At 62.1% G+C, this 23346-nt stretch carries 23 protein-coding genes and 1 pseudogene; 13 read left to right on the top strand and 11 right to left on the bottom strand.

The genetic code is table 11. The annotated features are described in order from the left end of the window. The first annotated feature begins 12 nt into the window (after positions 1 to 12). The 4 genes from IB277_RS29235 (at position 13) to IB277_RS29220 (ending at position 3015) form a co-directional block, all read left to right on the top strand. Complete coding sequence (locus IB277_RS29235) at positions 13 to 930, top strand: SUMF1/EgtB/PvdO family nonheme iron enzyme (RefSeq protein ID WP_060583516.1); 918 nt, start codon at positions 13 to 15, stop codon at positions 928 to 930. A gap of 175 nt (positions 931 to 1105) precedes the next feature. After that, complete coding sequence (locus tag IB277_RS29230) at positions 1106 to 1753, top strand: Crp/Fnr family transcriptional regulator (RefSeq protein WP_082566519.1); 648 nt, start codon at positions 1106 to 1108, stop codon at positions 1751 to 1753. Between the two features lie 266 nt (positions 1754 to 2019). Further along, positions 2020 to 2265: a hypothetical protein gene (locus IB277_RS29225; protein WP_112976899.1), complete on the top strand. Its 246-nt coding sequence runs from the start codon at positions 2020 to 2022 to the stop codon at positions 2263 to 2265. Positions 2266 to 2319: 54 nt separating this feature from the next. After that, entirely contained in the window at positions 2320 to 3015 is a 696-nt protein-coding gene (locus IB277_RS29220) for a hypothetical protein (RefSeq protein WP_089044843.1), read from the top strand. 56 nt (positions 3016 to 3071) lie between these two features. On the opposite strand, the gene IB277_RS29215 is transcribed toward IB277_RS29220, so the two are convergent. Next, complete coding sequence (locus IB277_RS29215; protein ID WP_060583521.1) at positions 3072 to 3293, bottom strand: hypothetical protein; 222 nt, start codon at positions 3291 to 3293, stop codon at positions 3072 to 3074. A 470-nt stretch (positions 3294 to 3763) separates the two neighbouring features. On the opposite strand from IB277_RS29215, the gene IB277_RS29210 reads away from it, so the two are divergent. The 4 genes and pseudogenes from IB277_RS29210 to IB277_RS38275 all read left to right on the top strand — a co-directional run bounded on the left by IB277_RS29210 (position 3764) and on the right by IB277_RS38275 (position 6634). Next, positions 3764 to 3922, top strand: a complete 159-nt coding sequence (locus tag IB277_RS29210) for a hypothetical protein (RefSeq protein WP_162728867.1) — start codon at positions 3764 to 3766, stop codon at positions 3920 to 3922. Between the two features lie 449 nt (positions 3923 to 4371). Then, complete coding sequence (locus IB277_RS29205; RefSeq protein ID WP_192372255.1) at positions 4372 to 5307, top strand: NAD(P)-dependent oxidoreductase; 936 nt, start codon at positions 4372 to 4374, stop codon at positions 5305 to 5307. Between the two features lie 85 nt (positions 5308 to 5392). Next, positions 5393 to 5926, top strand: a pseudogene (locus IB277_RS38280) (TolC family protein); the annotation flags it as partial. Beyond that, the gene (locus IB277_RS38275; RefSeq protein WP_246812847.1) at positions 5915 to 6634 is read left to right on the top strand and encodes a TolC family protein; all 720 of its coding nucleotides are present in this window, start codon (positions 5915 to 5917) and stop codon (positions 6632 to 6634) included. The pseudogene IB277_RS38280 and the gene IB277_RS38275, both read left to right, overlap by 12 nt. A 421-nt stretch (positions 6635 to 7055) precedes the next feature. Here the strand turns inward: IB277_RS38275 and IB277_RS29195 are convergent, their stop codons facing one another. Continuing rightward, positions 7056 to 7973, bottom strand: a complete 918-nt coding sequence (locus IB277_RS29195; protein ID WP_060521144.1) for a LysR family transcriptional regulator — start codon at positions 7971 to 7973, stop codon at positions 7056 to 7058. A gap of 392 nt (positions 7974 to 8365) precedes the next feature. Between IB277_RS29195 and IB277_RS29190 the strand changes: the two genes are divergently transcribed. Beyond that, complete coding sequence (locus tag IB277_RS29190; protein ID WP_034790550.1) at positions 8366 to 9289, top strand: DMT family transporter; 924 nt, start codon at positions 8366 to 8368, stop codon at positions 9287 to 9289. A 42-nt stretch (positions 9290 to 9331) separates the two neighbouring features. Further along, on the top strand, positions 9332 to 9664 hold the full coding sequence (locus IB277_RS29185; RefSeq protein WP_034790543.1) for a multidrug efflux SMR transporter: 333 nt from the start codon (positions 9332 to 9334) through the stop codon (positions 9662 to 9664). A 168-nt stretch (positions 9665 to 9832) separates the two neighbouring features. Here IB277_RS29185 and IB277_RS29180 read toward each other — a convergent pair whose 3' ends face one another. Next, positions 9833 to 10582, bottom strand: coding sequence for a sulfite exporter TauE/SafE family protein (locus tag IB277_RS29180; protein ID WP_034790540.1), 750 nt, complete (start codon positions 10580 to 10582; stop codon positions 9833 to 9835). Between the two features lie 98 nt (positions 10583 to 10680). Between IB277_RS29180 and IB277_RS29175 the strand changes: the two genes are divergently transcribed. Both IB277_RS29175 and IB277_RS29170 read left to right on the top strand, forming a co-directional pair. Next, complete coding sequence (locus IB277_RS29175; protein WP_192372251.1) at positions 10681 to 11571, top strand: LysR family transcriptional regulator; 891 nt, start codon at positions 10681 to 10683, stop codon at positions 11569 to 11571. 277 nt (positions 11572 to 11848) lie between these two features. Next, entirely contained in the window at positions 11849 to 12166 is a 318-nt protein-coding gene (locus tag IB277_RS29170; RefSeq protein ID WP_034790534.1) for a hypothetical protein, read from the top strand. 53 nt (positions 12167 to 12219) lie between these two features. On the opposite strand, the gene IB277_RS38725 is transcribed toward IB277_RS29170, so the two are convergent. The 3 genes from IB277_RS38725 to IB277_RS29160 form a co-directional block, all read right to left on the bottom strand. After that, entirely contained in the window at positions 12220 to 12342 is a 123-nt protein-coding gene (locus IB277_RS38725; protein ID WP_255380984.1) for a hypothetical protein, read from the bottom strand. A gap of 406 nt (positions 12343 to 12748) precedes the next feature. Beyond that, on the bottom strand, positions 12749 to 15928 hold the full coding sequence (locus IB277_RS29165) for an efflux RND transporter permease subunit (protein ID WP_034790527.1): 3180 nt from the start codon (positions 15926 to 15928) through the stop codon (positions 12749 to 12751). Further along, positions 15925 to 17187, bottom strand: a complete 1263-nt coding sequence (locus tag IB277_RS29160; protein ID WP_192372249.1) for an efflux RND transporter periplasmic adaptor subunit — start codon at positions 17185 to 17187, stop codon at positions 15925 to 15927. Before IB277_RS29160 ends, IB277_RS29165 begins: the two co-directional genes overlap by 4 nt. A 474-nt stretch (positions 17188 to 17661) precedes the next feature. On the opposite strand from IB277_RS29160, the gene IB277_RS29155 reads away from it, so the two are divergent. Next, positions 17662 to 18675 carry a 2Fe-2S iron-sulfur cluster-binding protein gene (locus tag IB277_RS29155; protein ID WP_089044848.1) on the top strand — a complete coding sequence of 338 codons (1014 nt, stop codon included), beginning with the start codon at positions 17662 to 17664 and terminating at the stop codon, positions 18673 to 18675. 56 nt (positions 18676 to 18731) lie between these two features. Here IB277_RS29155 and IB277_RS29150 read toward each other — a convergent pair whose 3' ends face one another. The 5 genes from IB277_RS29150 to IB277_RS29130 all read right to left on the bottom strand — a co-directional run bounded on the left by IB277_RS29150 (position 18732) and on the right by IB277_RS29130 (position 23318). Further along, the gene (locus tag IB277_RS29150; RefSeq protein WP_192372247.1) at positions 18732 to 20312 is read right to left on the bottom strand and encodes a TerC family protein; all 1581 of its coding nucleotides are present in this window, start codon (positions 20310 to 20312) and stop codon (positions 18732 to 18734) included. A 400-nt stretch (positions 20313 to 20712) separates the two neighbouring features. Beyond that, positions 20713 to 21279 (bottom strand): DUF2076 domain-containing protein, encoded by a 567-nt coding sequence (locus IB277_RS29145; protein WP_089044850.1) that lies wholly within the window; start codon positions 21277 to 21279, stop codon positions 20713 to 20715. A 27-nt stretch (positions 21280 to 21306) separates the two neighbouring features. Beyond that, the gene (locus IB277_RS29140) at positions 21307 to 22023 is read right to left on the bottom strand and encodes a Bax inhibitor-1/YccA family protein (RefSeq protein WP_034790478.1); all 717 of its coding nucleotides are present in this window, start codon (positions 22021 to 22023) and stop codon (positions 21307 to 21309) included. A gap of 10 nt (positions 22024 to 22033) precedes the next feature. Beyond that, positions 22034 to 22795: an anti-sigma factor gene (locus IB277_RS29135; protein ID WP_060521148.1), complete on the bottom strand. Its 762-nt coding sequence runs from the start codon at positions 22793 to 22795 to the stop codon at positions 22034 to 22036. Next, entirely contained in the window at positions 22788 to 23318 is a 531-nt protein-coding gene (locus IB277_RS29130; RefSeq protein WP_034790462.1) for a sigma-70 family RNA polymerase sigma factor, read from the bottom strand. Before IB277_RS29130 ends, IB277_RS29135 begins: the two co-directional genes overlap by 8 nt. Positions 23319 to 23346 lie beyond the last annotated feature (28 nt).

Below are 23346 nucleotides of genomic sequence, written 5' to 3'. Positions count from 1 at the left end.
CGGAGACCTTCCATGCCCACCACCAAGAAAACTGCGGTTTCGCTCCTCTCGCTAGCAGCACCGGTCGTCCTTTTGGCGGCAATCGGCGGCGTGCTTTCGGCGAAGGTGGGGCTGTTCGACGATCTCAAGGACGGCATCGATCCGTCGATCAGGCCGCCGGTGACCGTGACGATCGCGCCGCGACAGATGAGCTATCGGGCGGAGGGACACTTCCTGAAGAACGGTTTTGCCGTCGACGCGCCGATCGTGGTGGTAGCCATCAAGCAGCCGCTCGAGATCATGAAGTATCAGGTGACGCGCGACGACTACGAGCGCTGCGTCGCCGATGGCGGCTGCCAGCAGCCGGAGGGCGGCCATGGCGCCGGCCTGTCGGGTGTGCCGATGACCGGGGTCAATTACACGGACGCGACCGACTATGCGGCATGGCTGACCAAGAAGACCGGCGAGGTCTGGCGCCTTCCGACCGACCAGCAATGGGCGTTTGCCGCCGGGTCCAAATTCCCCGACGATGCGCTGGGGATCGACGGCACCAAGGACAATCCGGCGCTGCGCTGGCTTGCGGACTACGAGCGCGAATCCAGCCGGCAGAGGGCGAAGAACCCGATGCCGCTGCCCACGGGCGCCTTCGGTGAGAACGAGTATGGGGTTGCCGATCTCGACGGCAATGTCTGGGAATGGACCGAGACCTGCCACCGCCGCGTCACGATCGGCGACGACGGCGAGGTGCTGAAGGAGGCTCCCGCTTGCGGCATCTTCGTCGTCAACGGCAAGCACCGGGCGTCGATGAGCTTCTTCATCCGGGATCCGAAAAGCGGCGGCTGCGCCGTCGGCGTGCCGCCCGACAATCTCGGTTTCCGGCTCGTGCGCGACGGCCGCTGGTATTCGGGCTACCTCTATGCCTTTGAACGGCGGCTCCACGGTGCGGGCTGAGATGAGACGGCCGATGAAATTGCTGGGAAAACCGTCGCTCGGGCATAAATGCCGGGTCCTTTTGCAGGACCCGGCACTATGCTAGAGCAAAGGCAATTTCAAATCGGCAGGATATAGGGCCAACGTGGCTGCACTCGATCGCACACTCGTCAAATCGCTCCCCCTGTTTCAGAAGATGAGCGACCCGGAACTGGACACGCTGCTGACGCGCGCCACGGTGCGGCGCGTGCCGCAGAATGAAGCCGTGTTCGAACAGGGGGCGACGGCCGATTTCTTCTTCCTGCTGCTGAATGGCCGGCTGAAGGTGACCCAGGTCACCAAGGACGGGCAGCAGATCATCGTGCGGGTCGTCAATCCCGGCGATCTCTTCGGTTTTGCCCGAGCGCTCCAGCGCAGCGACTATCCGGGCACCGCAACGGCGGCGACCGAAAGCCTGGTTCTCGCCTGGCCGACGGAGCTCTGGAACATCTTCGTCGAGAAAAATCCTCACCTTGCTGTCAATGCCCTCCACACCATCGGCCAGCGGCTCGACGAGGCGCATACCCGTATCCGCGAGATGTCGACCGAAGAGGTCGAGCGCCGCGTCGCGCACACGGTGCTCCGGCTCGCCGAACAGGCTGGCAAACCCGAAAGCGGCGGCATCCGCATCGACTTTCCGATCTCACGCCAGGATATCGCCGAGATGACCGGGACAACGCTGCACACGGTTTCGCGCATCCTCAGCGCCTGGGAGGGGCAGGGTCTGGTCGTCGGCGGACGGCAGAAGCTGACGCTGAAGGACATTCCCGGGCTGCGGCGCCTGGCGGAGCGCGCCGACAACTAGCCCGACCCTTGACCGCCTCCATATGGGGCAAGCCGTCCGTCCCAAGAACGACAGATCACCAGCCCCTCAACGACCGGTCGTTTCTCGAACGACGTCCGTAAAGCCGAGGCGGACGTAGCACGCGCGAAGGTCGCACTTGCCGAGCGGGACCTGGAGAACACCATCGTGCGGGCGCCCTTCGACGGCAAGATCGTCGGTTTGCGCACGGCGGTCGGCAAGGGCGTGGTTCCTGCCAAAACGCTGTTCACTTTAATCGATACCGCCGAATGGGAAACCGTCGCCTTCTTCCGCGAAACAGAGCGATCGCCATAGGCAGCCGCGCCTATGTCTTCGTCATGGCGGGTCCGGAACGTCGTATTTCCGGCACGGTCGAGGGTGTCGGCTGGGGCGTGCGCTCGGAAGATTCCGCGACGATCCTCGGCATACCGATCGTTTCCGACTCGTTGAGTTGGGTGAGGGTCGCCAAGCGCTTCCTGTGCATGTGTGGCTTGAAAATCCGCCGGAGGACCTGATGCCAGTCGGGGCTTCCGCGGTCGTCGTCATCGGGCCCGCGCCTAACGACGCCGATGCTGTTCCAGCCGCGAAGTAGCGTCCGCTACACGTCGATCCTCTGGGACGAGTTGCAGCCTTATCCGGGCCGGCTGGACCTTTCCCTGCGCATGGCGCTGGTCACCACGCTGGTTGCTGTGACGGCGATGGCGCTGCAGGTCCCCGAAGCAGCGATCTCCTTTTATCTCGTCTTTTTCGCGTTCACAGCCGATGCCGGCATCCTGATCGCCATCGGCTTGCTTGTCAGGGCGACGATCGGGATTCTGCTGGCCATCGTCTGCCTCATGTTGGCGGCGGACGAACCGGTACCGCGCCTGGCACTGATCGCCTTATTTACCTTCGGCGGCATGTACCTGACGCAGGCAAGCCGCGCCGGACCGCCGATCGGCACGGTCGTCATGGTCTTTGCGTTTGTCATGACGCTCTACGACATCGTGCCGATCCCGGAACTGCTGATCCGCGGGCTCGCCTGGATGTGGGTGGTCGTGTTCTTCCTGGTGGTCTACCTGATCGCGATCCATGTCATCGCCGGCCACAGCCCGGCGCGACGGCTACGCTCGGCGATCGCCGAGCGGTTGAGGTGGCGGGCCGGCTACTGGGCAGTGGAGACACGCGGCGAAACGCGTGGCTGCGGCGTGTTGGCCGAAAGCAATGGCGAACTCAAGAAGTACGCTACGCCAGCTGCGCCAGTAGAACTTGCCGCACCGGAATAACCCCTACGGTCCAGTCAACTACTGCCATCGCGCAATACCCGCGTGGCAGCCGCACTTCAGGCTTCGGCAATTATGATGTCGTCGCGGATTAGCCTTGCTAACTCTTCTTCGTCAGTTACGCCGAACTCATACCAGTTGATCAGCGATTTAGCGGTTCGACCGCCTTCCTGACTTCCGATGAGGTGCCCACCTTCGTCGCACCAATCTCGCAAGATTCGGTGTAGCACGACGATCGTGTCCGAGGTCACCGGCGATTTCGGCCAATCCGTCTTCCACATTGCTACCGCTCCCTCTGAACAACGCACGATCTTCTCATGTCAAGCCACTGGGTCCGAAGACCACTGCGACGCACCGCTCTAACGCGCGTGGACCTCCGTAGCGGTGCGGAGGCGAAGCCATGTGCGCGTTGGAAAATGGAGGAATTGCGCGGAATATACCAGCACTCTCTCATCTTTAACTTGTGCTTTTTGGATGCACAATTTGAAGTTTATGATTGCAATTACTCGGCTTGAAATCAATATGATTTAAAAGACTCTGACTAATCAATTGGGGTTACTCTGAATTGTTGCCTGGATCAGGCGTCAGGTGGCAACAACGAAGCGGACAACCGGAAGGTCTAGAAGGCTAGCTGCGGCGCCGTGCAACAACGGTCGCGGACATTGCCTCATCAGTCGTCCCGTATTACGCCCACAAGTCTCACTCAAGCAGAATGGAATATAACAGCCACTCTTCTTTAGGGATCTGTTCCATGACGTATGTATTCGAAGTGGTCGACGAAGCGGGTGCGGTTCGCAACTACGTTGCCAAGCTCATGCGCAGGGAGGCGGACAAGTTGGTCGTAGAATACCGTGGTCTTCAGACGCGATTCGCGATCGCGCATATCCGTGACTGGTGCGCCGTGGAATAGCGCAGCATCGCTCCGAAGAAATCCGCGAGGGGTAGAAAATGCCGAGGCGAGGAAAGATCGTAGATCTCATAGCGCAGAGTGACGTCCGCATCCACTGGCTGAATATTCCTCCCGGGCTCTACTCGGCGACAGCGACAACGTCTCTTTCCAGCCAGCATCGGAAGAGAACCCTGGAGATCACGTGTGAAAATCTAGGCCACCTTTGTCTCGGTGCTGGTTGACCACGATGCAGGCAAGCAAGTGAGTCGCCTCGTAAGTACACGGTTGTGGGCGCGGACGCGTCTGGCCCAGCGTCCCCATCCCATAGCCGTTTTGAGTATCTTCGGCATCCCATCGGGTGAGTTGCATGTCGCTGCCGCGGCTGTAACGTGACGGATCGCGAGGCATGTCTTACTGTGCGATCGCGTTATACTAATCCTGGCAAAACGGCGAAACTGAAAGTCGTCCCAATGTCCAACGTATTGATCGTTGGAGGTGCCGGTTTCATCGGATCGCACCTCGTGGCACGGTGTTGTACGGAAGGGCACGCAGTCCACGTGCTCGCTCGACCCGGTACAGATCTGCATCGCTTAAAGCATATCGATAGGACTTTTCGTCTTCATATTTTGGAGCTTGCTGACACCAGAGCCCTTCAGCGTTGTCTTGTGGCTGCCAAGGCGCGTTACATTTTTTATCTTGCTGCTGCTACCCGACGAAAGCCGGAACCGAGTCTCGCAGACGCTTTCGGGAGCGTCCAGGAGGATCTGCTAGGTCTGTTGCAAACCATCGCTGCCGTAGCGGAGGCGCCTGTGTCTCCGATCGCCTTCGTGCGAGCGGGAACCCTGGCCGCTTACGGCAAAGCGCCGATGCCTCATCTAGAAACGCAGCGCGAGATGCCTTGCACAACCTATGCCGCTGGCCTCGTCGCGGGTCATCACTATGTTGAAGCGCTGCAGCCGCGCTTGGCGTTTCCGATCTTGACGGCACGCCTTTCGCTTGTCTTCGGGCCTGGCCAGTCGGGCGACTTCCTCATCCCGTCCTTGATCCGAAAATGCCTAGTCGGAGAACCTTCAATCGTGCGCCGACCCAACGAACGCCGTGATCTCTTGTTTGTGCAAGACGCCGTGGACGGGCTCTATCAGGTGGCCAACGTTTGTCATCAAAAGACGCCACTCATCAACATTGCCTCGGGATGCGCACCGACAATGCGAGAGGTCGCCACCCTCATCGTTGAGAAAGTCGGAGTTAATCCTACGCTGGTCGAATTTTCCGAGACGAGCGCATCCGACGACGTTGATCTCTGTCCATCACCAGCTTTAGCGGAGGCGGTCGTAGGTTGGAAGGCACGCGTACCTTGGCGCGATGGTATCGCGCGAACCATCGACTGGGCGAGAGAACACACGTAGCGCGTGCGTATGGCGATCTGGATATCAACTGTTTCGCTGACGCCGACGAGCCGATCCAGGGTGACATTCTGCAAGTACCCGAGCCGCCTGGCAGCGCGCCCGGCAGGCGGCGATTGCCGTCGGCATCACCGAAGCGGTGTACCTGCCTCTCCTGACGGCCGATGTACTCGCCGATCTTGAGCAGACGTCGGCGACTGCGCCCGGCATCGGCGGTCCCATACCGATCGCCCCCGGCACGCTGACGACAACTGGCGCGCAGTTCATTCCATCCCTTACGGTCAAGTGGCTGCTTCTCGATTTCGGCGGGCGGGATGCGGGGAGAGAGGCGGCAACGCAATTGGCGTTTGCTGCAAACGTGACCTTCAACGGTACGCACCAGAAGCTGATCTTCGATGTTTCCAACGCCTATTTCGTCCTGACGGCGGCGCGTGTTCAGCTGAAGATCGCCCGCCAGACGGTGCAGAATGCCGAGCTTGTCCAGGCAGCCGCCAAGGCGCGCATGGGTCGCGGCATCGCCACATCGATCGAAGTCGCGCAGGCAAACCAGCAAGTGGCGCAGGCGCGCTTCAACCTGACCCAATCGCAAGGGCACGAGCGCAATGCCTATATGACGCTTCTCGAAGCGGTCGGGGTCTCGCCAACGCTCGAGATCCGCATCGCCGACGGCAGCAATCGTGCTCTGCCGAAGGCTGTGCCCGAGGACCTCAACCGGCTGATTGCGACATCGCTCCAGCGTCGCCCGGATGTGCAGGCGGCTTTTGCCCGCCTGCAGGCCGACAAGAACGGTATTGCGGCCGCCCGCGCGGAGTTCATGCCGAAGGTCGCGCTGGTGGGCAACGTGAACCGCAATATCGGCTCGCTCAGCGTCGAAGACACCCGTTTCGACCAGCGCTCGACGATCCGCGTCAACCAGCCGAACGCCAACCTGATGATCGGCCTGAGTTTCCCGATTTACGATGGCGGGCTGCGCGACGCGCGGTTGCAGTCGGCGATGGCGCAGGTCGGCGCTGCCGAGCAGGAGATGGCGCAGTTGCAAAACACTGCGGCGCGGGAAGTCGTCGTCGCCTATGATCTGCTGCGCACCAGCCTGGCCGGCTATGCGGCCGCAAGCGAGCTGACGACGGCCGCTCAGACGACCTACGATGCTGCGGTCGACTACTACAAGCAGGGCCTGGGCACGATCACCGATGTCAGCATCGCGCAGACGGCGTTGCTCCAGGCGAAAGTCGCAAAGGCGACCGCCTACAGCGACACGCTTGTCGCCGCGGCAAGCCTTGCTTTTGCAACGGGAACGTTGACGAACCGCAATGCGGTCAATCGCTTCTGACGGCCTGAGGCGACGGGTCGCCCAGTGCCGAACTCACCAGAGGTTCGACGACGCCTCGATCAACAGTCCATCGAATCCGCCGGCAAGAATCCCTGCAACGGCCGTCGTCCCGGCGTACGCGGCAAGAACGAGCAATCCCAGCATCGAGATAGCCGATCCGATCCGGATTGCCGAAGCGCTTTCGCTTTCAACGGTCAGTGAAATGGCTACCGGCGCGAACGATATCGGCCGTGGCGCACCTCGGAGGTTCTGGTTGGCAGCACGCAGGAGGCGGGGTGGCCGCGGATACTTCAGGCGGTTTTTTTCGCATATTCCGGGATAGGTTTCGCAAACTGAGCTTGGCATCTGACGTGTCCCTGATCAACTGGATTTAAAGCGATCTTAAGCGCTCCGTCCGCATTGGCCGTTCCCGGGGGAACTCCTAAGTTGAGGGCTTGTTGCCTTCGAGGAGCGGCCGATGTTTCGCGAGCGCCTGGCCAACAAATTCGGTGAAGGCGCTGACGCGGGCCGTGCGCCGCAGATCCTCGTGTGTGAGAAGCCAAAGCTCTCTCGTCATATCGGCGACCGGTGCGCCGATACGGATGAGACCGGGCGTCGTGTCTCCGAGATAACAGGGCAGGGCCGCAAGACCGATGCCGGCCTTTGCCGCCTCGCGGGCCGTAACCAGCGAATCGCAACGCAAGACCGCGGGTGCCACGAGCGTCGCGCGCATCCATCGTGCCACGCTCGTGGACGCAAGCGCGTCACCAAGCCCGATCCAGTGCTCCCGTGCAATATTCAGCGTGTCGGCTGTCAGCTCCCGCACATCGAGATAGGACGGCGCCGCATAGACGGCGAAAGCGACCTTCGCGATCCGGCGACCGACCAATGCATCCGGTGAATCGACCGCGGGGCGGATGGCAACGTCCGCGTCGCGATGCGAGAGGTTTGCGAGCGCATTCGAGGTGCTGACCTCGAGCAGGACGCCGGGATGGCGTTGACGGAAATCCGCCAGGATCGACGGCAGGATGGACGCCATCAGCGTATCCGTGGTGGTGATCCGCAGGCTACCCTCGAGCCGCAGATCCTGACCCGTCAAGCGGCGCTCGAGCTCCGTGACCGTTTCAGCCATCTGCCGGGCCACGGCCAGCAGCTCCTCGCCGCCGGCGGTGAGCATGTAGCCGGACGGGAGGCGGTCAAACAGCCGGACCCCGAGCTTCTGTTCGAACGACCCGACACGCCTTAACACTGTTGTGTGATTGACGCCAAGCGCCCGGGCAGCAGCAGCAAGGGAGTTCGCCTCCGCGACTGCCAGAACGAAGCGGAGGTCTTCCCAGTCGATACGGTGATGGCTGTGCATGATTGGGCAAACCTAAGACAGGTTGTTCATCGGATGAGCGAATTTGCACCGCTATCACCGCGTATTGTCAATCGCTCTGCGCAATCGAGCTCCACGGTCAAACGCCTTATTCGCTGTGGTACCGTCATTGAAGCGGCTGTGCAAATATGCAGAGGCAGTAGGCGAAATGACAGATCGTTCTGCAACCGAGCACCGTCTAAAGATGGTGTCACGATCGGATGGGCCGATCGGTGGAGCGACGCAAGATGATCCCATTCTTCAGCGATCTGGTGCCTGAGACGAGTGATCACCCGACCGCCCCGCACCTTCCTCAGGTCCGGGCGCACCAGAGCACGTCCACCTGATCAACCCTTCCTCCATTTTCAACTCATTCTCATCAAGGAGGTCCCGTCATGGAGACCCTGTTCGTCCCATTGGCCTTGTTTGCGGGTGGTCTGCTCGCTGTCCAGGCGGGTGCCAACGCACAACTTTCCAAAGCTGTCGGATCGCCTTTTGCGGCGACCACACTTCAGCTCGCGATTGGTACCGGTCTGCTGCTTCTCGTCACCCTCTTGACGGGAACAATCGCCGCGCTTGGTGCAATTCCCGCGGTCAAGTGGTGGCATCTCGTCGGAGGCACCGCCTCAGCCGTCTATGTCGTCTCGACCATCGTTCTCTTCCCCCGCCTTGGCGCCGTCGTTTCCGTCGGATTGTTCATAGCCGGACAGATGCTCGCCTCCCTGACGCTCGATAGTTTCGGCTTGCTGGGCGTTCCGCCGACGGGACTGCGGGTCGGGGCCGCCGTTGGCACGCTCGTCGTGCTCCTCGGGGTTGCTATGGTGGTGTTCGGGCAAGGCGGAAAAGACAATGTTAAAGTCGACCGGCTTGGCTGGATTGCCCTTGCGCTGATGGCAGGGGCCGTGCTCCCGGTCCAGGGTGCCGTCAATGCGCTCCTGCGCCATGATCTCGGGGGTGCGCCGTTCGCGGTGGGTGCGATCTCGTTTCTCGTCGCCACGCTCGCCATGGCCGCGGTGATGCTTCTGGTGCTCGCCGGGCAAAAGACATCCCGTCCCAACATCACCGGCGTGCAGACGATGCCCTGGTGGGGTTGGCTCGGTGGTCTCGCCGGAGCGACCTATGTCACCACGGTCTTTACCGCAATCCCAGCGATTGGTGCGGCCGCGGCGGTTGGTCTCACCGTGGCCGGCCAGCAGGTCGCAAGTGTCTTCGTCGATCGCTATGGCTGGTTCCGTCTGCCGCAGAGGTCCGTGTCGGGGCTGCGCCTGGGCGGCGTGGTGCTGCTGTTGGCCGGTGTCGCCGTTATTAAACTCGTCTGAAGCCGCAACCGATCGCGATCTGCCGAACCCTGGAGAATTGCCATGTCATCCACATCGCTTGCCTGGATCTACCTCGTGCTATCCGGCGTTGCAGACGTCGCCTGGGCCGTCAGCACCAAGTTCTCGAACGGTTACAGCCGCCTGTCCTGGACGCTGGTCTCGATCGTTGCCCTGGTGATCTTTCTGTCCCTGCTCACCCAGGCGCTCAAGACCTTGCCGCTCGGAACAGCCTACGCGGTCTGGACCGGCATCGGCGCCGTCGGTTCCGTGCTCTGCGGTGTGCTGCTCTTTGGAGAAACCATCACAGTCTCGCGGGCAACCGCAATGCTGGTGATCGCCGGCGGTGTCATCGCGCTGAAGATCGTGCCGGCCTGAATTCCGGGCCGGAGTCGGCATTAAAACGTAGTTTCTTCAATATATTGATCGATGTTTCTCAGCAAAGCTCTTGGGAACGTCAGCCAGCGCGATCCGCGTCTTGCGTAATGGGTCCCGTAGCGGCAGTTTTCCGTCCCAAGATGACCAAACCACGGACTGGGCGAGGACCTACAGAAGCGGCCGCGCAAGCATTTCGGCGCCGAGGACGAGCAGACTGATGAGGAACCAGCGCCGGAATACGGGCGGGTCGACACGGTTGCGAACGACTTGCCCCGCCCACATGCCGGCGAGCGCCGGCGCAATCGCGAGGCCGGAGAAGAGTAGATTGTCGGCCTCGAAAGCGCCCCGCCAGACGAGCCCGGCGGTGAGGGCGACTGTGGAGACGGTGAAGGAGAGGCCGAGCGCCTGCACCAGTTCGTCCCGTTCAAGACCTAGCGCCTGCAGATAGGGCACGGCCGGGATGACGAAGACGCCGGTTGCGCCCGTGACGATCCCGGTTGCCGCGCCGACCACGGGAGACAGCCACGGCTCCCACTTCGCCGGAACGCGAAGCTGGCGCGCAAAGAGCGTGAAGGCGGCGTAGAGAAGGAGGGCCGCACCAAGCGCGCCCGTCGTGAGCGCGGTGCTGCCACCGGCAAGCACCGAAGAACCGCTGAGCGTGCCAAGAACGATCGCCAGCATCATCGGCCAAAGCCGGAGCGCAAGCGCGCCGAAGCTCGGGCCCGCGAGAAGCTGCCAGACATTTGTCACGAAGGACGGGGCAATCAACAGGCTGGCGGCCGCAAGTGGAGAGATGAGCGTACCGAGCACGCCCATCGCCAAGGTCGGCAACCCCATGCCGGTGACGCCCTTAAGGATGCCGGCGGCGAAGAAAGTTGCGGCAATCGCAACGACGAGGGACGGAGCAAGATCGAACATGCCATCGGCATAGCGTATACCCGCATCGGCACAATGCGGATCATCCGCAGTCAGACTTCGGCTGGTCCGAAGGCTGTTTTTCCGTTAGCCTCCTTTGCATGCGTTTCGATCTTATCGACCTTCGTCTGTTTCTTGCCGTGGTGGATGCCGGCAGCATGACCCATGGTGCTGCGGATGCCGGGCTTTCGTTGCCGGCGGCAAGTGAACGTCTGCGCGACATGGAGATGATCGGCAAAGTCAAACTGCTCGAACGTGGTCGCCGCGGGGTGCGGCCGACGCCGGCCGGAGAAGCGCTCGCGCATCACGCCCGGCTGATCCTGCGCCAGATGGCGCGGATGCGCGGCGAGCTTGGTGAACACGCCGATGGCCTTCGAGCAACAATCCGGCTTGCGGTGAACACCGCCGCACTCACAGAGTTTCTGCCACAGCGGCTCGGCGCCTGGATGACGGCGCATCCGCGGATCGACGTCGATCTGAAGGAACGGCAAAGCATCGAGATTGCGAGAGCCGTCGCCGCCGACCTCGTGGAGATCGGCATTCTTTCGGACGCGGTCGATACTGGCGGCCTGCAACTGCGTCCCTTTGCCGTCGACCGGCTCGTCGCCGTCATCCCACGCGATCACGTATTCGCGGCACGCAGGCGGGCACTCTTCGCCGACATTGCGGACCAGCCTTTCGTCGGCCTGTCCGATGGCGCATTGCAGAGCCATATCGATGCACAAGCTCGGAGATTGGGGCTGACGCTGAAGATGCGCTCGCGCATGCGTAGCTTCGAAGGCATGTGTCACATGGTTTCGGCGGGTGTCGGCCTTGCCATCATGCCGGAGACGGCGGCACGGCGCGGCGGCAGATCTGCCAAGACCGCGTTCGTGCGCCTTGCTGATGACTGGGCGACGCGGCGGCTGTCCGTCTGCGTGCGCGCGGAAGAGGAACTGTCCCCGCCGGCGCGAGACCTGTTCGAGCATCTGGGCTCGAGCGGTTCGCATTGACCTTAGAAACGCGCCGGTAGCCTCACGCGCTCCCTTCCATGCGTTTGGCGTCGTCGCGCGAAGGCGACCTTTGATCGCAAAAGTTGATTTTCCCTTGGAACTCTTCGCGCCTTTGGCGGTTGGGCTCCCATAGGGATATCCTTCGGCCCGATCCTTGCCGGGCCTATAGCGTGAGAAGGAGATGGAGCATGATACTTTTCCGAACAGGACAGGACACGCCCCGGACTCCCACCTTCTCTCAGACGGACCGCCCGTGCGTTCCCACGCACGAGACACCATGCCGGACCTCTTCTGCAGGCAGCGGGGCATCATCATGATCGGAAAATCGATGCCGGCCTATGTGATCGATCTCGCCTTTGTCGAACGGATGCTGGAGATGGCGGAACGGCGTATCGCCGAGCCCACGTCGAGCGAAGCTCTCTACCGAGAGATCGCCGACGAACTTGAGCGAACCGAAGGAGATCCGAAGATGGCGCGCATCCTGCTCGTCACCTTTACCAATTCCTACGCCGCGCACGTCACAAGCGGCGATCGCCTCCGAAAGCTGAGAATTGAAGCCGAATGGGGATCTTTCTTGCGCCGAAGGTGGCTTTGAGGCCGCGAACAGAGCGCGTCCACGACAGGCGTCCTGAAACGCGGCAGTCGAGCTTAGCAGAGCAACAGGAATACGGGCATCAGCGCGACCAGATAGGCGAGACCGTCGGCCGCCAGGCGATCGCGAAGGTTATGCGCAGCGAAGGAGTTGCCCGATAGGCGTCCATTATTGTTCATTTTTATTCTTCCTGGGTCGTTGTTGTCGAGCCCGCCGGGAGGAGAGGCCGGGCTCGTCGCATATGGGAGAGAGGTCGGTCGGGATCAACGAAGAGCGCCAGGCAAAGCAGTGCCCCACTCGAAATTCCGACGTCGACCGCTTGCTGATCTTCCAACGCGGTGCTTGAGGAGCCGGGTGTTAGCAGGGTTTCGACCCGATGCAATCCTTTGCCGGTCACGTCCTTGCACGTTTGCGTGAGCCCTGCGGTTTGCGACTGGAAACCAGGTGCGCCCTAGCCGGCAAACCTGACGACTATTTGCACTTGCGCTCAGTTCGCCAGGCCGATCGGATTTGCCTTCGGACGGGAGGCATCGCACGTGGCCATCTGGCTTCCCGACATGACCGCGTGCGATGGTTATGGTTGGTTTAGGCTCGCTGTTCCAGCGACGCCCCTTCAGGGATTCGGCCTTTTTCCCGCCGGATCGCCAACTTCCGCACCAGAACATAGAATACCGGCGTCAATACGAGGCCGAACAAGGTAACGCCGAGCATGCCGGCAAAGACGGCGATGCCCATGACGTGGCGCATCTCTGCGCCAGCGCCTTTAGCAATCACCAGCGGAACGACGCCTGCGATAAAGGCAAGCGACGTCATCAGGATCGGTCTGAGCCGAAGGCGGGCCGCCTCAAGCACGGCGGACAGAGGATCGGCACCTTCATCCTCTTTCGCTCGCGCGAACTCGACGATCAGGATCGCATTCTTGGCCGCGAGCCCCACGAGAACGACAAAGCCGATCTGCGTGAAGATGTTGTTGTCGCCGCCGGTAAACCAGACGCCTGCGATTGCGGAAAGCAGCGCCATCGGCGCGATCAGCAACACGGCGAAGGGCAAAGACCAGCTGTTGTACTGGGCGGCGAGAATGAGAAACGCCAGCAGGACAGACAGAGGGAAAATGTACATCGCGGTGTTTCCGGCCTGCTTTTCCTGATAGGCGAGCTCCGTCCATTCGAAGGTCATGCCGGGTGGCAGCGTCTCCGCCGCGATCCGTTCTATGGCCGCGGTTGCTTGGCCGAACGAATAGCCGGGCGCCGGACCGCCGCTGATATCGGCCGACGGGAAGCTGTTGTAATGCATGACGCGATCCGGTCCCGAACTGTGCTTGACCGTCAACAGCGCCGACAAAGGTATCATCGCGCCCGCCGCGTTGCGCACCTTCAGCCGGCCAATGTCTTCCGGCTGCATGCGGAATGGCGCGTCTGCCTGGACCACCACGCGATAGGTCCGGCCGAAGCGGTTGAAATCGTTGGCGTAGAGAGAACCGAGGTTGACCTGCAGCGTTTCGAAGATGGTGTTGAGCGGCACTCCTTGAGACTTGGCTTTCACCCGGTCGATGTCCACCTGCACCTGCGGCGCATTCACCTGAAAGCTTGCAAGCATTCCGGCAAGCTCCGGCGTCTGCATCGCCTTGCCCATAATCGCGCCCTGCGCTTCGGCAAGCGCCGCAAAGCCGAGCCCGGCCCTGTCCTCGACCTGGAACTTGAAACCGCCGGTCGTACCGAGACCCGGGACGGGCGGCGGCGGGAAGATGCCGGCAAAGCCGTCGGGTATCTGGCTGAATTTGCCCATCAGGCGACCTGCGATCGCGAATGCGGACAAGGACGGATCCTTGCGCTCGTCGAAGGGCTTCAGCATCGTGAAGATGACGGCGGCATTGGGAATATTGACCATGCCGTTGACCGAAAGCCCCGGAAAAGCGACGACGCTTTCGACGCCCGGTTCCGCGAGGGCTATCTCCGACATCTTCTTGACGACCGCCTCGGTTCGGTCGAGCGAGGCTCCTGTCGGCAATTGGGCGATGCCGACCAGGTAGTATTTGTCCTGCGCCGGGACAAAGCCGTTCGGCACGGTGTGGAAGCCCAGCCATGTCGTGGCGACCAGGCCAGCGTAGACGAGAAGGACGAGCGCGCTGAACCTGACGGCACGGCGGACGGACCAGACATAGGCGTTCGAAGCGCGCTCGAAGAACCGGTTGAAGAGCCGGAAGAACCAGCCGAACAGGCCGTCTATCACGCGCGTCAGGAGATCGCGCTTCACCTCGCCGTGGTGCGGCTTCAGAAGCACGCCGGCTAGCGCCGGGGAAAGGGTGAGGGAGTTGACCGCGGACAGGATCGTCGAGATTGCGATCGTCAAGGCGAACTGACGATAGAACTCGCCTTGCAGGCCGGATAGGAACGCTGACGGAATGAACACGGCCGAGAGCACGGACGTGATCGCAATGATCGGCCCGGTCACCTCGTCCATGGCCTTGCGCGCCGCTTCCTTCGGCGTTTCGCCAAGCGCGATGTGACGCTCGACGTTTTCGACGACGACGATCGCGTCGTCGACCACGATCCCGATCGAGAGGACCAGGCCGAACAGCGACAGCGTGTTGAGCGAAAAGCCGAACATGTACATCAGCGCGAATGTGCCGACCAAGGAGATCGGCACGGCAACCAGCGGGATGATCGACGCGCGCCAGGTCTGAAGAAAAAGCACGACCACGATGACGACCAGCACGATCGCTTCAAGTAGCGTCATCACCACGGCCTCCAGCGAGGCCTTCACGAAGACGGTGGGATCGTAGGCGATGCGATACTCTATGCCCTCAGGAAAGCCTTTCTGCAGGTCTTCCATCGTGGCGCGAATGGAACTCGCCACGTCGAGCGCGTTGGCGCCGGGGCTTTGGATGATCTGCAGCGCCAGCGCCGGCTTGCCGTCAAGAAGACTGCGCAGCGCATAGGAGTCGGCGCCCAACTCGATGCGGGCAATGTCGCGCAGCCGGGTGACCTGGCCATCGGCGCCGGTCTTGACGACGATGGCGCCGAACTGCTCTTCGTTGGATAGCCTGCCGAGCGTGTTGACCGTGACCTGCAGCGCTGCCGAGGCATCCGGTTGCTGGCCGACGGAGCCGGCGGCCACCTGAGCGTTCTGCTCCTGGATTGCAGCAACCACGTCGGAAGCGGTCAATCCGCGCGCCGCGACCTTGGCCGGATCGAGCCAGACCCGCATGGAGTATTCGCCGGCTCCCCAGACGAGCACGTCACCCACACCCGACAGGCGCGCGAGCTGGTCGCGGACCTGCAGCGTCGCGAAGTTCGATAGGTAGAGAGGATCGTAGCGGTCATCGGGCGAAACCAGATGCACGACCATCAGGATATCGGGCGAGGTCTTCTGCGTCACGACACCGATGCGCTGAACTTCCTGCGGCAGACGCGGAAGCGCGCGCGAAACCCGGTTCTGAACCTGGATCTGCGCCATGTCGGGATCGGTGCCCTGCTGAAAGGTCACCGTCAGCGTCATGCGCCCGTCAGTTGCGGCCTGCGAGCTCATGTAGAGCATGTTCTCGACGCCGTTGATCACCTGCTCCAGCGGAGCCGCAACCGTTTCGGCGATCACTTCGGGGCTGGCACCCGGATAGCTTGCGGTCACCTGCACGGTCGGCGGCGTCACCTGGGGATATTCGCTGAGCGGCAGCTTTAGGAGGGTCAGGCCACCGCCGATCAGCATCAATACGGAGAGAACGACCGCAAAGATGGGGCGGTCGACGAAAAAGCGTGGAATGTTCATCGACGCGCCTCCTGCGAAGCGGCGGCCGCTAAGTCACCTTTGGCCGCTTCGCCCGACACCATCGAAACCGTCTGCGGGTCAACCTCCATACCAGGGCGCACGAGGCCCTTGAGAATGATCTTCTCACCCGGCCTGAGACCGCTTGCGACGACACGCAAGCCGTCGATCATCGGACCGAGTTCGATCGGCCGGTACTCGGCCTTGTTCCCCGAGCCCAGCGTCAGCACATAGCGGCGACCCTGGTCGGTACCGATCGCCTGATCGTCGATCAGAACGGTGCGGGCTGGCTGGGCCGTCACAAGGTTCACCCGAGCAAACAGACCCGGGGCCAGCAGTCCGTCCGGATTCCGGACGATCGCGCGGGCCCGGATCGTGCCGGTGCTGCGTTCGACCTGGTTGCTGATGAAGTCGAGCACGCCGGCATGGGGGAAACCGGCATCCGTCATGAGGCCAATCCCGACCGGCAACTTCTCGGTTCCGCCTTCTCCATTGTCAGGACGCGCTCGCCCGCCAAAATCGAGAAACGTCGCTTCGTCGATGTCGAAGTAGACGTAGAGCGGGTCCGTCGAGACGATGGTGGTGAGGAGCGTGGCGGCACCCGCATTGCCGCCTGAAACAAGGTTGCCCTCGGTCACCCGGACACGATCGACCCGCCCGCCAATCGGGGCTGCGACGCGCGTGAAGGAGAGATCAAGCTCTGCCGCAGCCACTGCCGCCTTGGCGATTTCGACCTCGGCCTGCCGTTGGCGCCGCACTGCCTCGGCATCGTCATAGGTCTTGCGCGACACGGTCCCGTTCGGAGCCAGGGATTTGGCGCGGCGGAACGCGATGTCGGCGTGATCGAAAAGAACGATCGCCTGTTTCAAGCGCGCCTTGGCGGCGTCCAGGGCGACTTGGAACGGTCGCGGATCGATCTGGAACAGGACCTGTTCCGGTTTGACGAGAGCGCCTTCGGGAACACTCACCCTGTCGATGGCGCCGCCGACACGCGGACGCAGTTCAACGGATTTTGCCGCCTCGAAGTGGCCCGTGAACTCTACGGCTGGCGCGACCTCTCGCGTGATGACCTCGGCGACCGGAACCTTGGGCATGGGCGCACCCGTGGTTCCGGTCGCCGCGACTGCCTCCGACGCACTGGTCGAGGAGGCAAGCCCAAGAAGCCGACTGGCGAAGGTTCCCATTCCATCGCCGTCGGCAAGCGCAAGCCCTCCAACGGTTGCGATACCGGCTAGGAACAGGGCGGCGGCCTTTTTACTCATTCTCGTTCACCTTCATTTTGTTCACGCTTGCGGCCGGGGCGGCCACGGCAGCGATCAGTTCTTCGCGAAGGTGCGGTTTCCAACGATGGAAAGGTCAAGACCTCCTGAAACTTCTTTCGCTCACCCTGATGCGAATGGTCAGGTTCTGCCGATAAGAGATTGGAAAATCGGGATTTTCGTCTTGTGTATTCCCCGCGGCTGGCACTCAGGCGGGGGGCCGCCGACCACGACTGATCTGTGCTCTTTGCTGGGGCGCCACGCCACCGTCATTCGTGTAGTCGCGCCGAGGGTCCCACTAGGCAATCGGTCCAGGTTCGCCGTCGCATTCCAATCTCCGAAACTGAGAACGTCGGCGGTGATCCGATACCCCTTGACCTTACCAGCGCTGGAAGCCGCAGCCTGAGGGCATTTTCGCTTGCCGCCGTCAGGAACCGGCCCGCGAGAGAATTCGAACTCTGTGAGGAAACATTTGATATGACCGTCAAACGCATAGACATACGATCGGCACGAACAAACCTCGAAGTGCACGCCGACCAGACCATTCTCGATGCTGCGCTCGCCGCCAAGCTTCCTTACCCCCATGGCTGCAGATCCGGGCGGTGCGGCGCTTGCAAGTCTCGGCTGATCGAAGGCGAGGTGGAGCTTCTCCAGCATTCGCCCTTCGCCCTCACCGATGAGGAGAAAGCCGGCGGTCTCATCCTTGCCTGCCGGGCGCTTCCGGTAACGGACACCGCCGTGGCATGGCTTGGAGACGGCGAAGAAGATGCCGTCCAAACGCCCCAACGGCTAAGCGGCATCGTTACGCATCTGGAGGACCTCACCCACGACATCAAGCTGGTGCGCATCGATGCGGAAGATGGGGGCAGCTCTCGTTTCGTCGCTGGACAATATGCGCAGGTCACTTTCGACGGGGTCCCCGCCCGCAGCTATTCCATGGCCAACCGGCATGGCGACGGCCGGGTGGAGTTCCACATTCGCCACGTGGTCGGCGGAGCGACCTCGCAATATGTGCACGGCGCTCTGAAGGCCGGGGACAAGGTGACGCTCGAATACCCGATGGGATCCTCCTATCTGCGGGAGAACCACTCCGGCCCGATCCTGTGCATCGCCGGCGGTTCCGGCCTCGCCCCCATCAAATCGATCGTCGAAACCGCCCTTGCCCACGGCCTGAAGCAGCCGATCCATCTCTACTTCGGCGCACGCAGCGAGCTCGATCTCTACCTCGTCGATCATTTTCGCGCGCTCGCCGAGTGGCACGCCAACCTCGTCTTCCAGGCCGTGTTGTCGGAGGCGGATTCGGCAGGATACCGCCGTGGATTCGTGACGGAGGCAGTGGCCGAGGATCTGTCTGACCTCGACGGATGGAAAGCCTATGTCGCCGGCCCGCCGCCGATGGTGGATGCGGCAATGGAGGTTGCGTTTGCGCGCGGCCTGAACCGCTCAGACATGCATGCCGACGTGTTTTTCACGCCCGAGCCGGCGGAATAGCCGCTCTCGGGCGCAAAATCGGCGGCGCAACTGCTTCATCTCAGCCTGGCGGAAGCTCAGCGAAACTGGGCGCCCGTCAGTTCCTCCAGCTGCGGCCTTCTGATCCTGACCTTGTCGACGTTGCGGCCATCCAAGGCGACGACTTCATAGGTCAAGCCACCAAAGCTGACGCTTTCACCCTGGTTTGGCAGATGTCCGAGGCGCCAAAGAACGAGGCCTGCCAGTGTGGAGTAGCGGTCGGCCTCATCCACGAGATCGACCTCCAGCAGTTTTGAGACACGCCGGATATCGATCCACCCGTCGACGAGCAGCGCTCCGTCTTCCTCGCGCTCAACCGTCAACTGATCATCATCATCGTCGGCAAAGTCGCCGGCGATGGCTTCGAGCAGGTCTGTTGGTGTCACCAGGCCTTCCATCGAGCCATATTCGTCAAGGACGATCGCGACCTGAAGGGGAGACTGGCGCAACTGCTCAAGCAGGCGCAGCGCGCTGACGGTTTCATGTACGACCAGGGGCTGGCGAAGGGATCGGCTGAAGTCAATCTTGCCGGTCTCGAGCAGGTCTCTCAACAGGTCTTTCGCCAGCGCGACGCCCAGGAACTCATCGAGATTGCCGCGTCCGATCGGGAAGCGCGAATGACCTGTTTCGATGATTTTGCGGCGCAACTCGTCGTCACTCTCCTCGATATCCAGCCACTCGACATCAAGCCTCGGTGTCATGACCGATTTTGCCGGGCGCTCTGCAAGTGTCAGTACGCCTTCGATCATCTCGTGCTCCACCGGCGTGAACAGTTCGTCCTCCGTCGCCCGCTCCGCGATGACATCGGCCGTTTCGCCGAGCGACGTCTCGCTCTTGCGTCGACCGAGGAGGGAGAGAACGGCATTTGCCGTACGCTCGCGCAAGTCACCCGTCGTCATGAAGCGTTCGCGGTTGCGGCGTCCGATCTGGTTGAAGGCCTCGATCAGCACCGAGAAGCCGATCGCCGCATAGAGGTAGCCCTTGGGGATATGGAAACCGAACCCTTCGACGATCAAGGAGAAGCCGATCATCATCAGGAAGCCGAGGCAGAGGATGACGACGGTCGGGTGTTTCGACACGAAGGCCATCAGTGGTTTGGACGCAAGCAGCATCACGCCGACGGCGACAATGACCGCGATCATCATCACGGAGAGATGCTGAACCATCCCGACGGCGGTGATGACGCTGTCCAGCGAGAAGACGGCATCGAGGACGACGATCTGCACGAGGACCTGCCAGAAGACCGCATGCTCCACCTTGCCTTCCTTGTGACCGGCATGGCCCTCGAGGCGCTCGTGCAGCTCCATCGTCCCCTTGAACAGAAGGAACAGGCCGCCGAACAGAAGGATCAGGTCGCGGCCGGAGATCTCAGCGCCGAGCACTGTGAACAACGGAGTGGTCAGCGTCACGATCCAGGCGATCGAGGCAAGCAGGACGAGACGCATGCCCAGCGCCAGTCCGAGGCCGATCAGTCGGGCTCTTTCCCGTTGATGCGCTGGAAGCTTATCCGCGAGGATGGCGATGAAGACGAGGTTGTCGATACCGAGCACGATCTCGAGAACGATGAGGGTGGCGAGACCCGCCCAGGCGGCCGGATCAGACATCCATTCGAACATCATTGGGTTTAAAGGCCAGCCCTCAAGGCAAGGCCAATCCTTCTATTGTTGATGGGAAAAGAAAAAGCGTCGCCCGCCCGTCTGGTCGACGGTTGCGGGCGCAAAGTAGGTGACCGCGAAACCGCTTCAGCGGAGCCGCGCTTGTAGGGTCTGATGAACGTTGGTCAGGGTCGGCGTCGTCAGGCATGCCGCGTGGTCCGCCTTGTCGGATAGGCCATGGAGCGGGCGGCAAACAGCAAGCCGAACTCCGCCCATCCTGCGCGACCGACAAGGTGGCGGGTCGTCGTGACCGGATGGGGGACAGGCGGTGGGCTTGGTGCAGCTGGGATCATGAGAAAGGGTTGGCTCTGAGGGAAGGCTGGCTTCCGGGGGAGGGGATGGTCCCCGGAAGCCAAAAGCGGCGTCAAATATCTTCGGCGCCGCCGAAATCCATGTCGTCAACGGGCGCTTCCGGCTCCGGGGCAGGGGCGGCTGGTTGAGCGGCCTGGGCCTCGTTACCACCCAACATGCCGGCAATCGCATTGCCGAGCAGGACGCCACCGGCGACGCCCATTGCGGTCTGCGCGGCGCCCGCGAGGAAGCCGCCGCCGGTGCGCTGTTGCATCGGCTGGCCGTAAGCCTGGCTCTGGTTGCCCCATGGCGAGCTCGGGGCCGCACGGCCATACCCGGCCTGTTGTGGCGCCGGGCGCTGAGGGGCAGCGTTGCTGCCGAACATCGAGGAGAAGAAGCCGGCGCGCTGCTGGCTTTGTGCGGTGTGCGCTTCCAGTTCTTCGATACGGCGTTGAGCCGCCTCCAGTGCCTGTTCCTGTACGACGATCGTCTGCGCCATGTAATAGGGCGCGCCCGGCTGCTGGCCGATCCGCTCTTGAATGAAGCGGTCGGCTTCCGCGTCGCGCGGAGCGGATTGGCGCTCCGCCTGGGCGAGCTTGGAGAACAGGCCGTCTATGGCCTGTTGATCATTGCGATCCATAAGATATGTCCTTGATATCGGCGACTGTTACTCTTCGCGCTGGCCGGTGAAATTCAGCAGCAGCTGGAAGATGTTGACGAAGTTCAGGTAGAGCGAGAGAGCGCCGAAGACCGCCAGCTTCTGCTGGGATTCCTGGTCGAAGTTGTCGGCATACTGCTCCTTGATGTTCTGCGTGTCCCAGGCGGTCAGACCGACGAAGACGACGATGCCGATCACCGAGACGGCAAACTGAAGGGCGCTGGAACCGAGGAAGATGTTGACGATCGAGGCGATCATCACGCCGATCAGACCCATGATCATGAACGAACCGAACTTCGCGAGGTCCCGTTTCGTCACATAGCCGTAGAGGCTCGTCGCTCCGAACATGGTAGCGGCGATGAAGAATGTGCGGGCGATGCTGGCGCCGGTGAAGACCAGGAAGACCGAAGCGAGCGACAGGCCCATAACGGCGCAGAAGGCCCAGAAGGTCATCTGTGCCGAGGATGCCGACATCGAATGCATCTTGAAGGAAAAGAAGAAGACGAAGGCGAGCGGCGCCAGCATCACCACCCATTTCAGCGGCGTGGAGAAGATCGGCACGTAAAGCGCCGGCGTGGTGCCGACGATGAAGGCGACAAGGCCCGTCACGACGAGGCCGAGGCCCATATAGTTGAAGACGCGCAGCATGTGCTGGCGAAGGCCCTCGTCGAGGGCGGCGGCCGAAGCCTGACTCATGCCGCCGAAGCGGTTCTGGTTCTGATACATGAAGGTTTCCTCAGTAAAGTGAGTTCTTGAGAAGCTCGGCCTCGTCGCTGAGGCCGATGCCCGGCGTGCTTGAAACGACGGCATAGGCAACCTCGCCGACCTGCCACCAGGCAGCCTCGGCATTGGAAAGGTTGAGGTCCTTCACGGGTTCGACCGCGAAACGACCGGGCCTGCCGGCGAAAAGTGAAATGACCGTGCCCGCGTCGGTCTTGACGCTCATCTCGACGCTGGGTCCGAATTCCGAGGGGAACACCTGGACATCGACGACGTTCCAGCCCTTCGGGAGCTCCGGCATGACGATGGCGGTCGCGGCACGAATGTCGTCCCGGTCATAGGTCTGAACCTCAGGCTGCGACGGCATTCCAGCCCTTACGACCGAGGTCTGATGGGCGCGGATGGCGTGCTCCACGAAAGCCGGCGGATGGGCCGAGGCATTGACTTCGCTCGGGCCGACCGCCGAATGGGCAATCCACCCAACCGACACCATTAAGCCGACCGCCGCAACCTTTTGCAGCGCGTTCCAAACGCGCGCATTCGCAAGCCCAGAAGAAAGGCGCCGGGCCGCCTCGCGCGTCTCAGGACGACCGGCAACGACATCCGACGTCATCGCCAGTTTGAGCGTGGTGCGCATGCCGAGGTCGGCCATGACGCGCGCCGCCGCATCCGGATTCCTGGCAAGCCAGGTCTCGACCCGCAGCCGACCGGTCGCGTCGAGCTGATTGTCGATGTAGGCGTCGAGATCGCCATCGGTAATCGTATCGACGTCAGTCATTGTCGCCTCCGACAAGCTTCAGATGGTTAGGCTTCCTCCGTCCGCTTTCGAAATCTCTGAGCGCTGCTCGTGCACGGGAGACGCGCGACATCAAGGTCCCGACGGGGATGTCGAGTATGTCGGCGGCCTCCTGGTAGGAGAGATCTTCGACAGCAACCAGATGTAGGGCTTCGCGCTGCTCCTCCGGCAGCAGCATGAACGCCTCGCGAACCTGAGCGAGCCGGACGCTGTGTTCCTGGTGGGCCGGGTAGGACGATACGGCTTCCTGCGCCGTCTGGCTGTCACGCTGGCCGCGCGATATTACCGATCGTACGCGGTCGATATGGGCGTTGCGAACGATGGCAAAGAGCCAGTTTCGAAGGTTCGCTCCCGACCGGAACGTCGAGCGCCGCTCGTAGGCTCTCACCAAAGCATCATGAACGAGATCTTCTGCGTCGGGCGAATTGCGCGCAAGCGAACGCGCGTAGCGCCGCAGCGCGGCCAGCTGCCCAATAACGTCGAAAGCGCCTTTTTTCGATTCCATACCCGCATATACGGAGCCGATGCGATTT

This window comes from Ensifer sp. ENS07, assembly GCF_014852185.1.
Lineage (GTDB): Bacteria > Pseudomonadota > Alphaproteobacteria > Rhizobiales > Rhizobiaceae > Ensifer > Ensifer adhaerens.
The sequence above is the reverse complement of the archived record's forward strand: the minus strand, read 5'-3'. Positions and strand labels throughout refer to the sequence as shown.

Bases quoted from the DNA above. Each gene is read 5' to 3' on its own strand.
- IB277_RS29215 (WP_060583521.1), bottom strand. From the start codon at position 3,293: ATGTGGAAGACGGATTGGCCGAAATCGCCGGTGACCTCGGACACGATC.
- IB277_RS38275 (WP_246812847.1), top strand. From the start codon at position 5,915: ATGACGCTTCTCGAAGCGGTCGGGGTCTCGCCAACGCTCGAGATCCGC.
- IB277_RS29180 (WP_034790540.1), bottom strand. From the start codon at position 10,582: ATGTTCGATCTTGCTCCGTCCCTCGTCGTTGCGATTGCCGCAACTTTC.
- IB277_RS29170 (WP_034790534.1), top strand. From the start codon at position 11,849: ATGCCGGACCTCTTCTGCAGGCAGCGGGGCATCATCATGATCGGAAAA.
- IB277_RS29220 (WP_089044843.1), top strand. From the start codon at position 2,320: ATGCTGTTCCAGCCGCGAAGTAGCGTCCGCTACACGTCGATCCTCTGG.
- IB277_RS29190 (WP_034790550.1), top strand. From the start codon at position 8,366: ATGGAGACCCTGTTCGTCCCATTGGCCTTGTTTGCGGGTGGTCTGCTC.
- IB277_RS29225 (WP_112976899.1), top strand. From the start codon at position 2,020: ATGGGAAACCGTCGCCTTCTTCCGCGAAACAGAGCGATCGCCATAGGC.
- IB277_RS29165 (WP_034790527.1), bottom strand. From the start codon at position 15,928: ATGAACATTCCACGCTTTTTCGTCGACCGCCCCATCTTTGCGGTCGTT.
- IB277_RS29155 (WP_089044848.1), top strand. From the start codon at position 17,662: ATGACCGTCAAACGCATAGACATACGATCGGCACGAACAAACCTCGAA.
- IB277_RS29195 (WP_060521144.1), bottom strand. From the start codon at position 7,973: ATGCACAGCCATCACCGTATCGACTGGGAAGACCTCCGCTTCGTTCTG.
- IB277_RS29205 (WP_192372255.1), top strand. From the start codon at position 4,372: ATGTCCAACGTATTGATCGTTGGAGGTGCCGGTTTCATCGGATCGCAC.
- IB277_RS29140 (WP_034790478.1), bottom strand. From the start codon at position 22,023: ATGTATCAGAACCAGAACCGCTTCGGCGGCATGAGTCAGGCTTCGGCC.
- IB277_RS29150 (WP_192372247.1), bottom strand. From the start codon at position 20,312: ATGATGTTCGAATGGATGTCTGATCCGGCCGCCTGGGCGGGTCTCGCC.
- IB277_RS29175 (WP_192372251.1), top strand. From the start codon at position 10,681: ATGCGTTTCGATCTTATCGACCTTCGTCTGTTTCTTGCCGTGGTGGAT.
- IB277_RS29230 (WP_082566519.1), top strand. From the start codon at position 1,106: ATGAGCGACCCGGAACTGGACACGCTGCTGACGCGCGCCACGGTGCGG.
- IB277_RS38725 (WP_255380984.1), bottom strand. From the start codon at position 12,342: ATGAACAATAATGGACGCCTATCGGGCAACTCCTTCGCTGCGCATAAC.
- IB277_RS29185 (WP_034790543.1), top strand. From the start codon at position 9,332: ATGTCATCCACATCGCTTGCCTGGATCTACCTCGTGCTATCCGGCGTT.
- IB277_RS29135 (WP_060521148.1), bottom strand. From the start codon at position 22,795: ATGACTGACGTCGATACGATTACCGATGGCGATCTCGACGCCTACATC.
- IB277_RS29130 (WP_034790462.1), bottom strand. From the start codon at position 23,318: ATGGAATCGAAAAAAGGCGCTTTCGACGTTATTGGGCAGCTGGCCGCG.
- IB277_RS29160 (WP_192372249.1), bottom strand. From the start codon at position 17,187: ATGAGTAAAAAGGCCGCCGCCCTGTTCCTAGCCGGTATCGCAACCGTT.
- IB277_RS29235 (WP_060583516.1), top strand. From the start codon at position 13: ATGCCCACCACCAAGAAAACTGCGGTTTCGCTCCTCTCGCTAGCAGCA.
- IB277_RS29210 (WP_162728867.1), top strand. From the start codon at position 3,764: ATGACGTATGTATTCGAAGTGGTCGACGAAGCGGGTGCGGTTCGCAAC.
- IB277_RS29145 (WP_089044850.1), bottom strand. From the start codon at position 21,279: ATGGATCGCAATGATCAACAGGCCATAGACGGCCTGTTCTCCAAGCTC.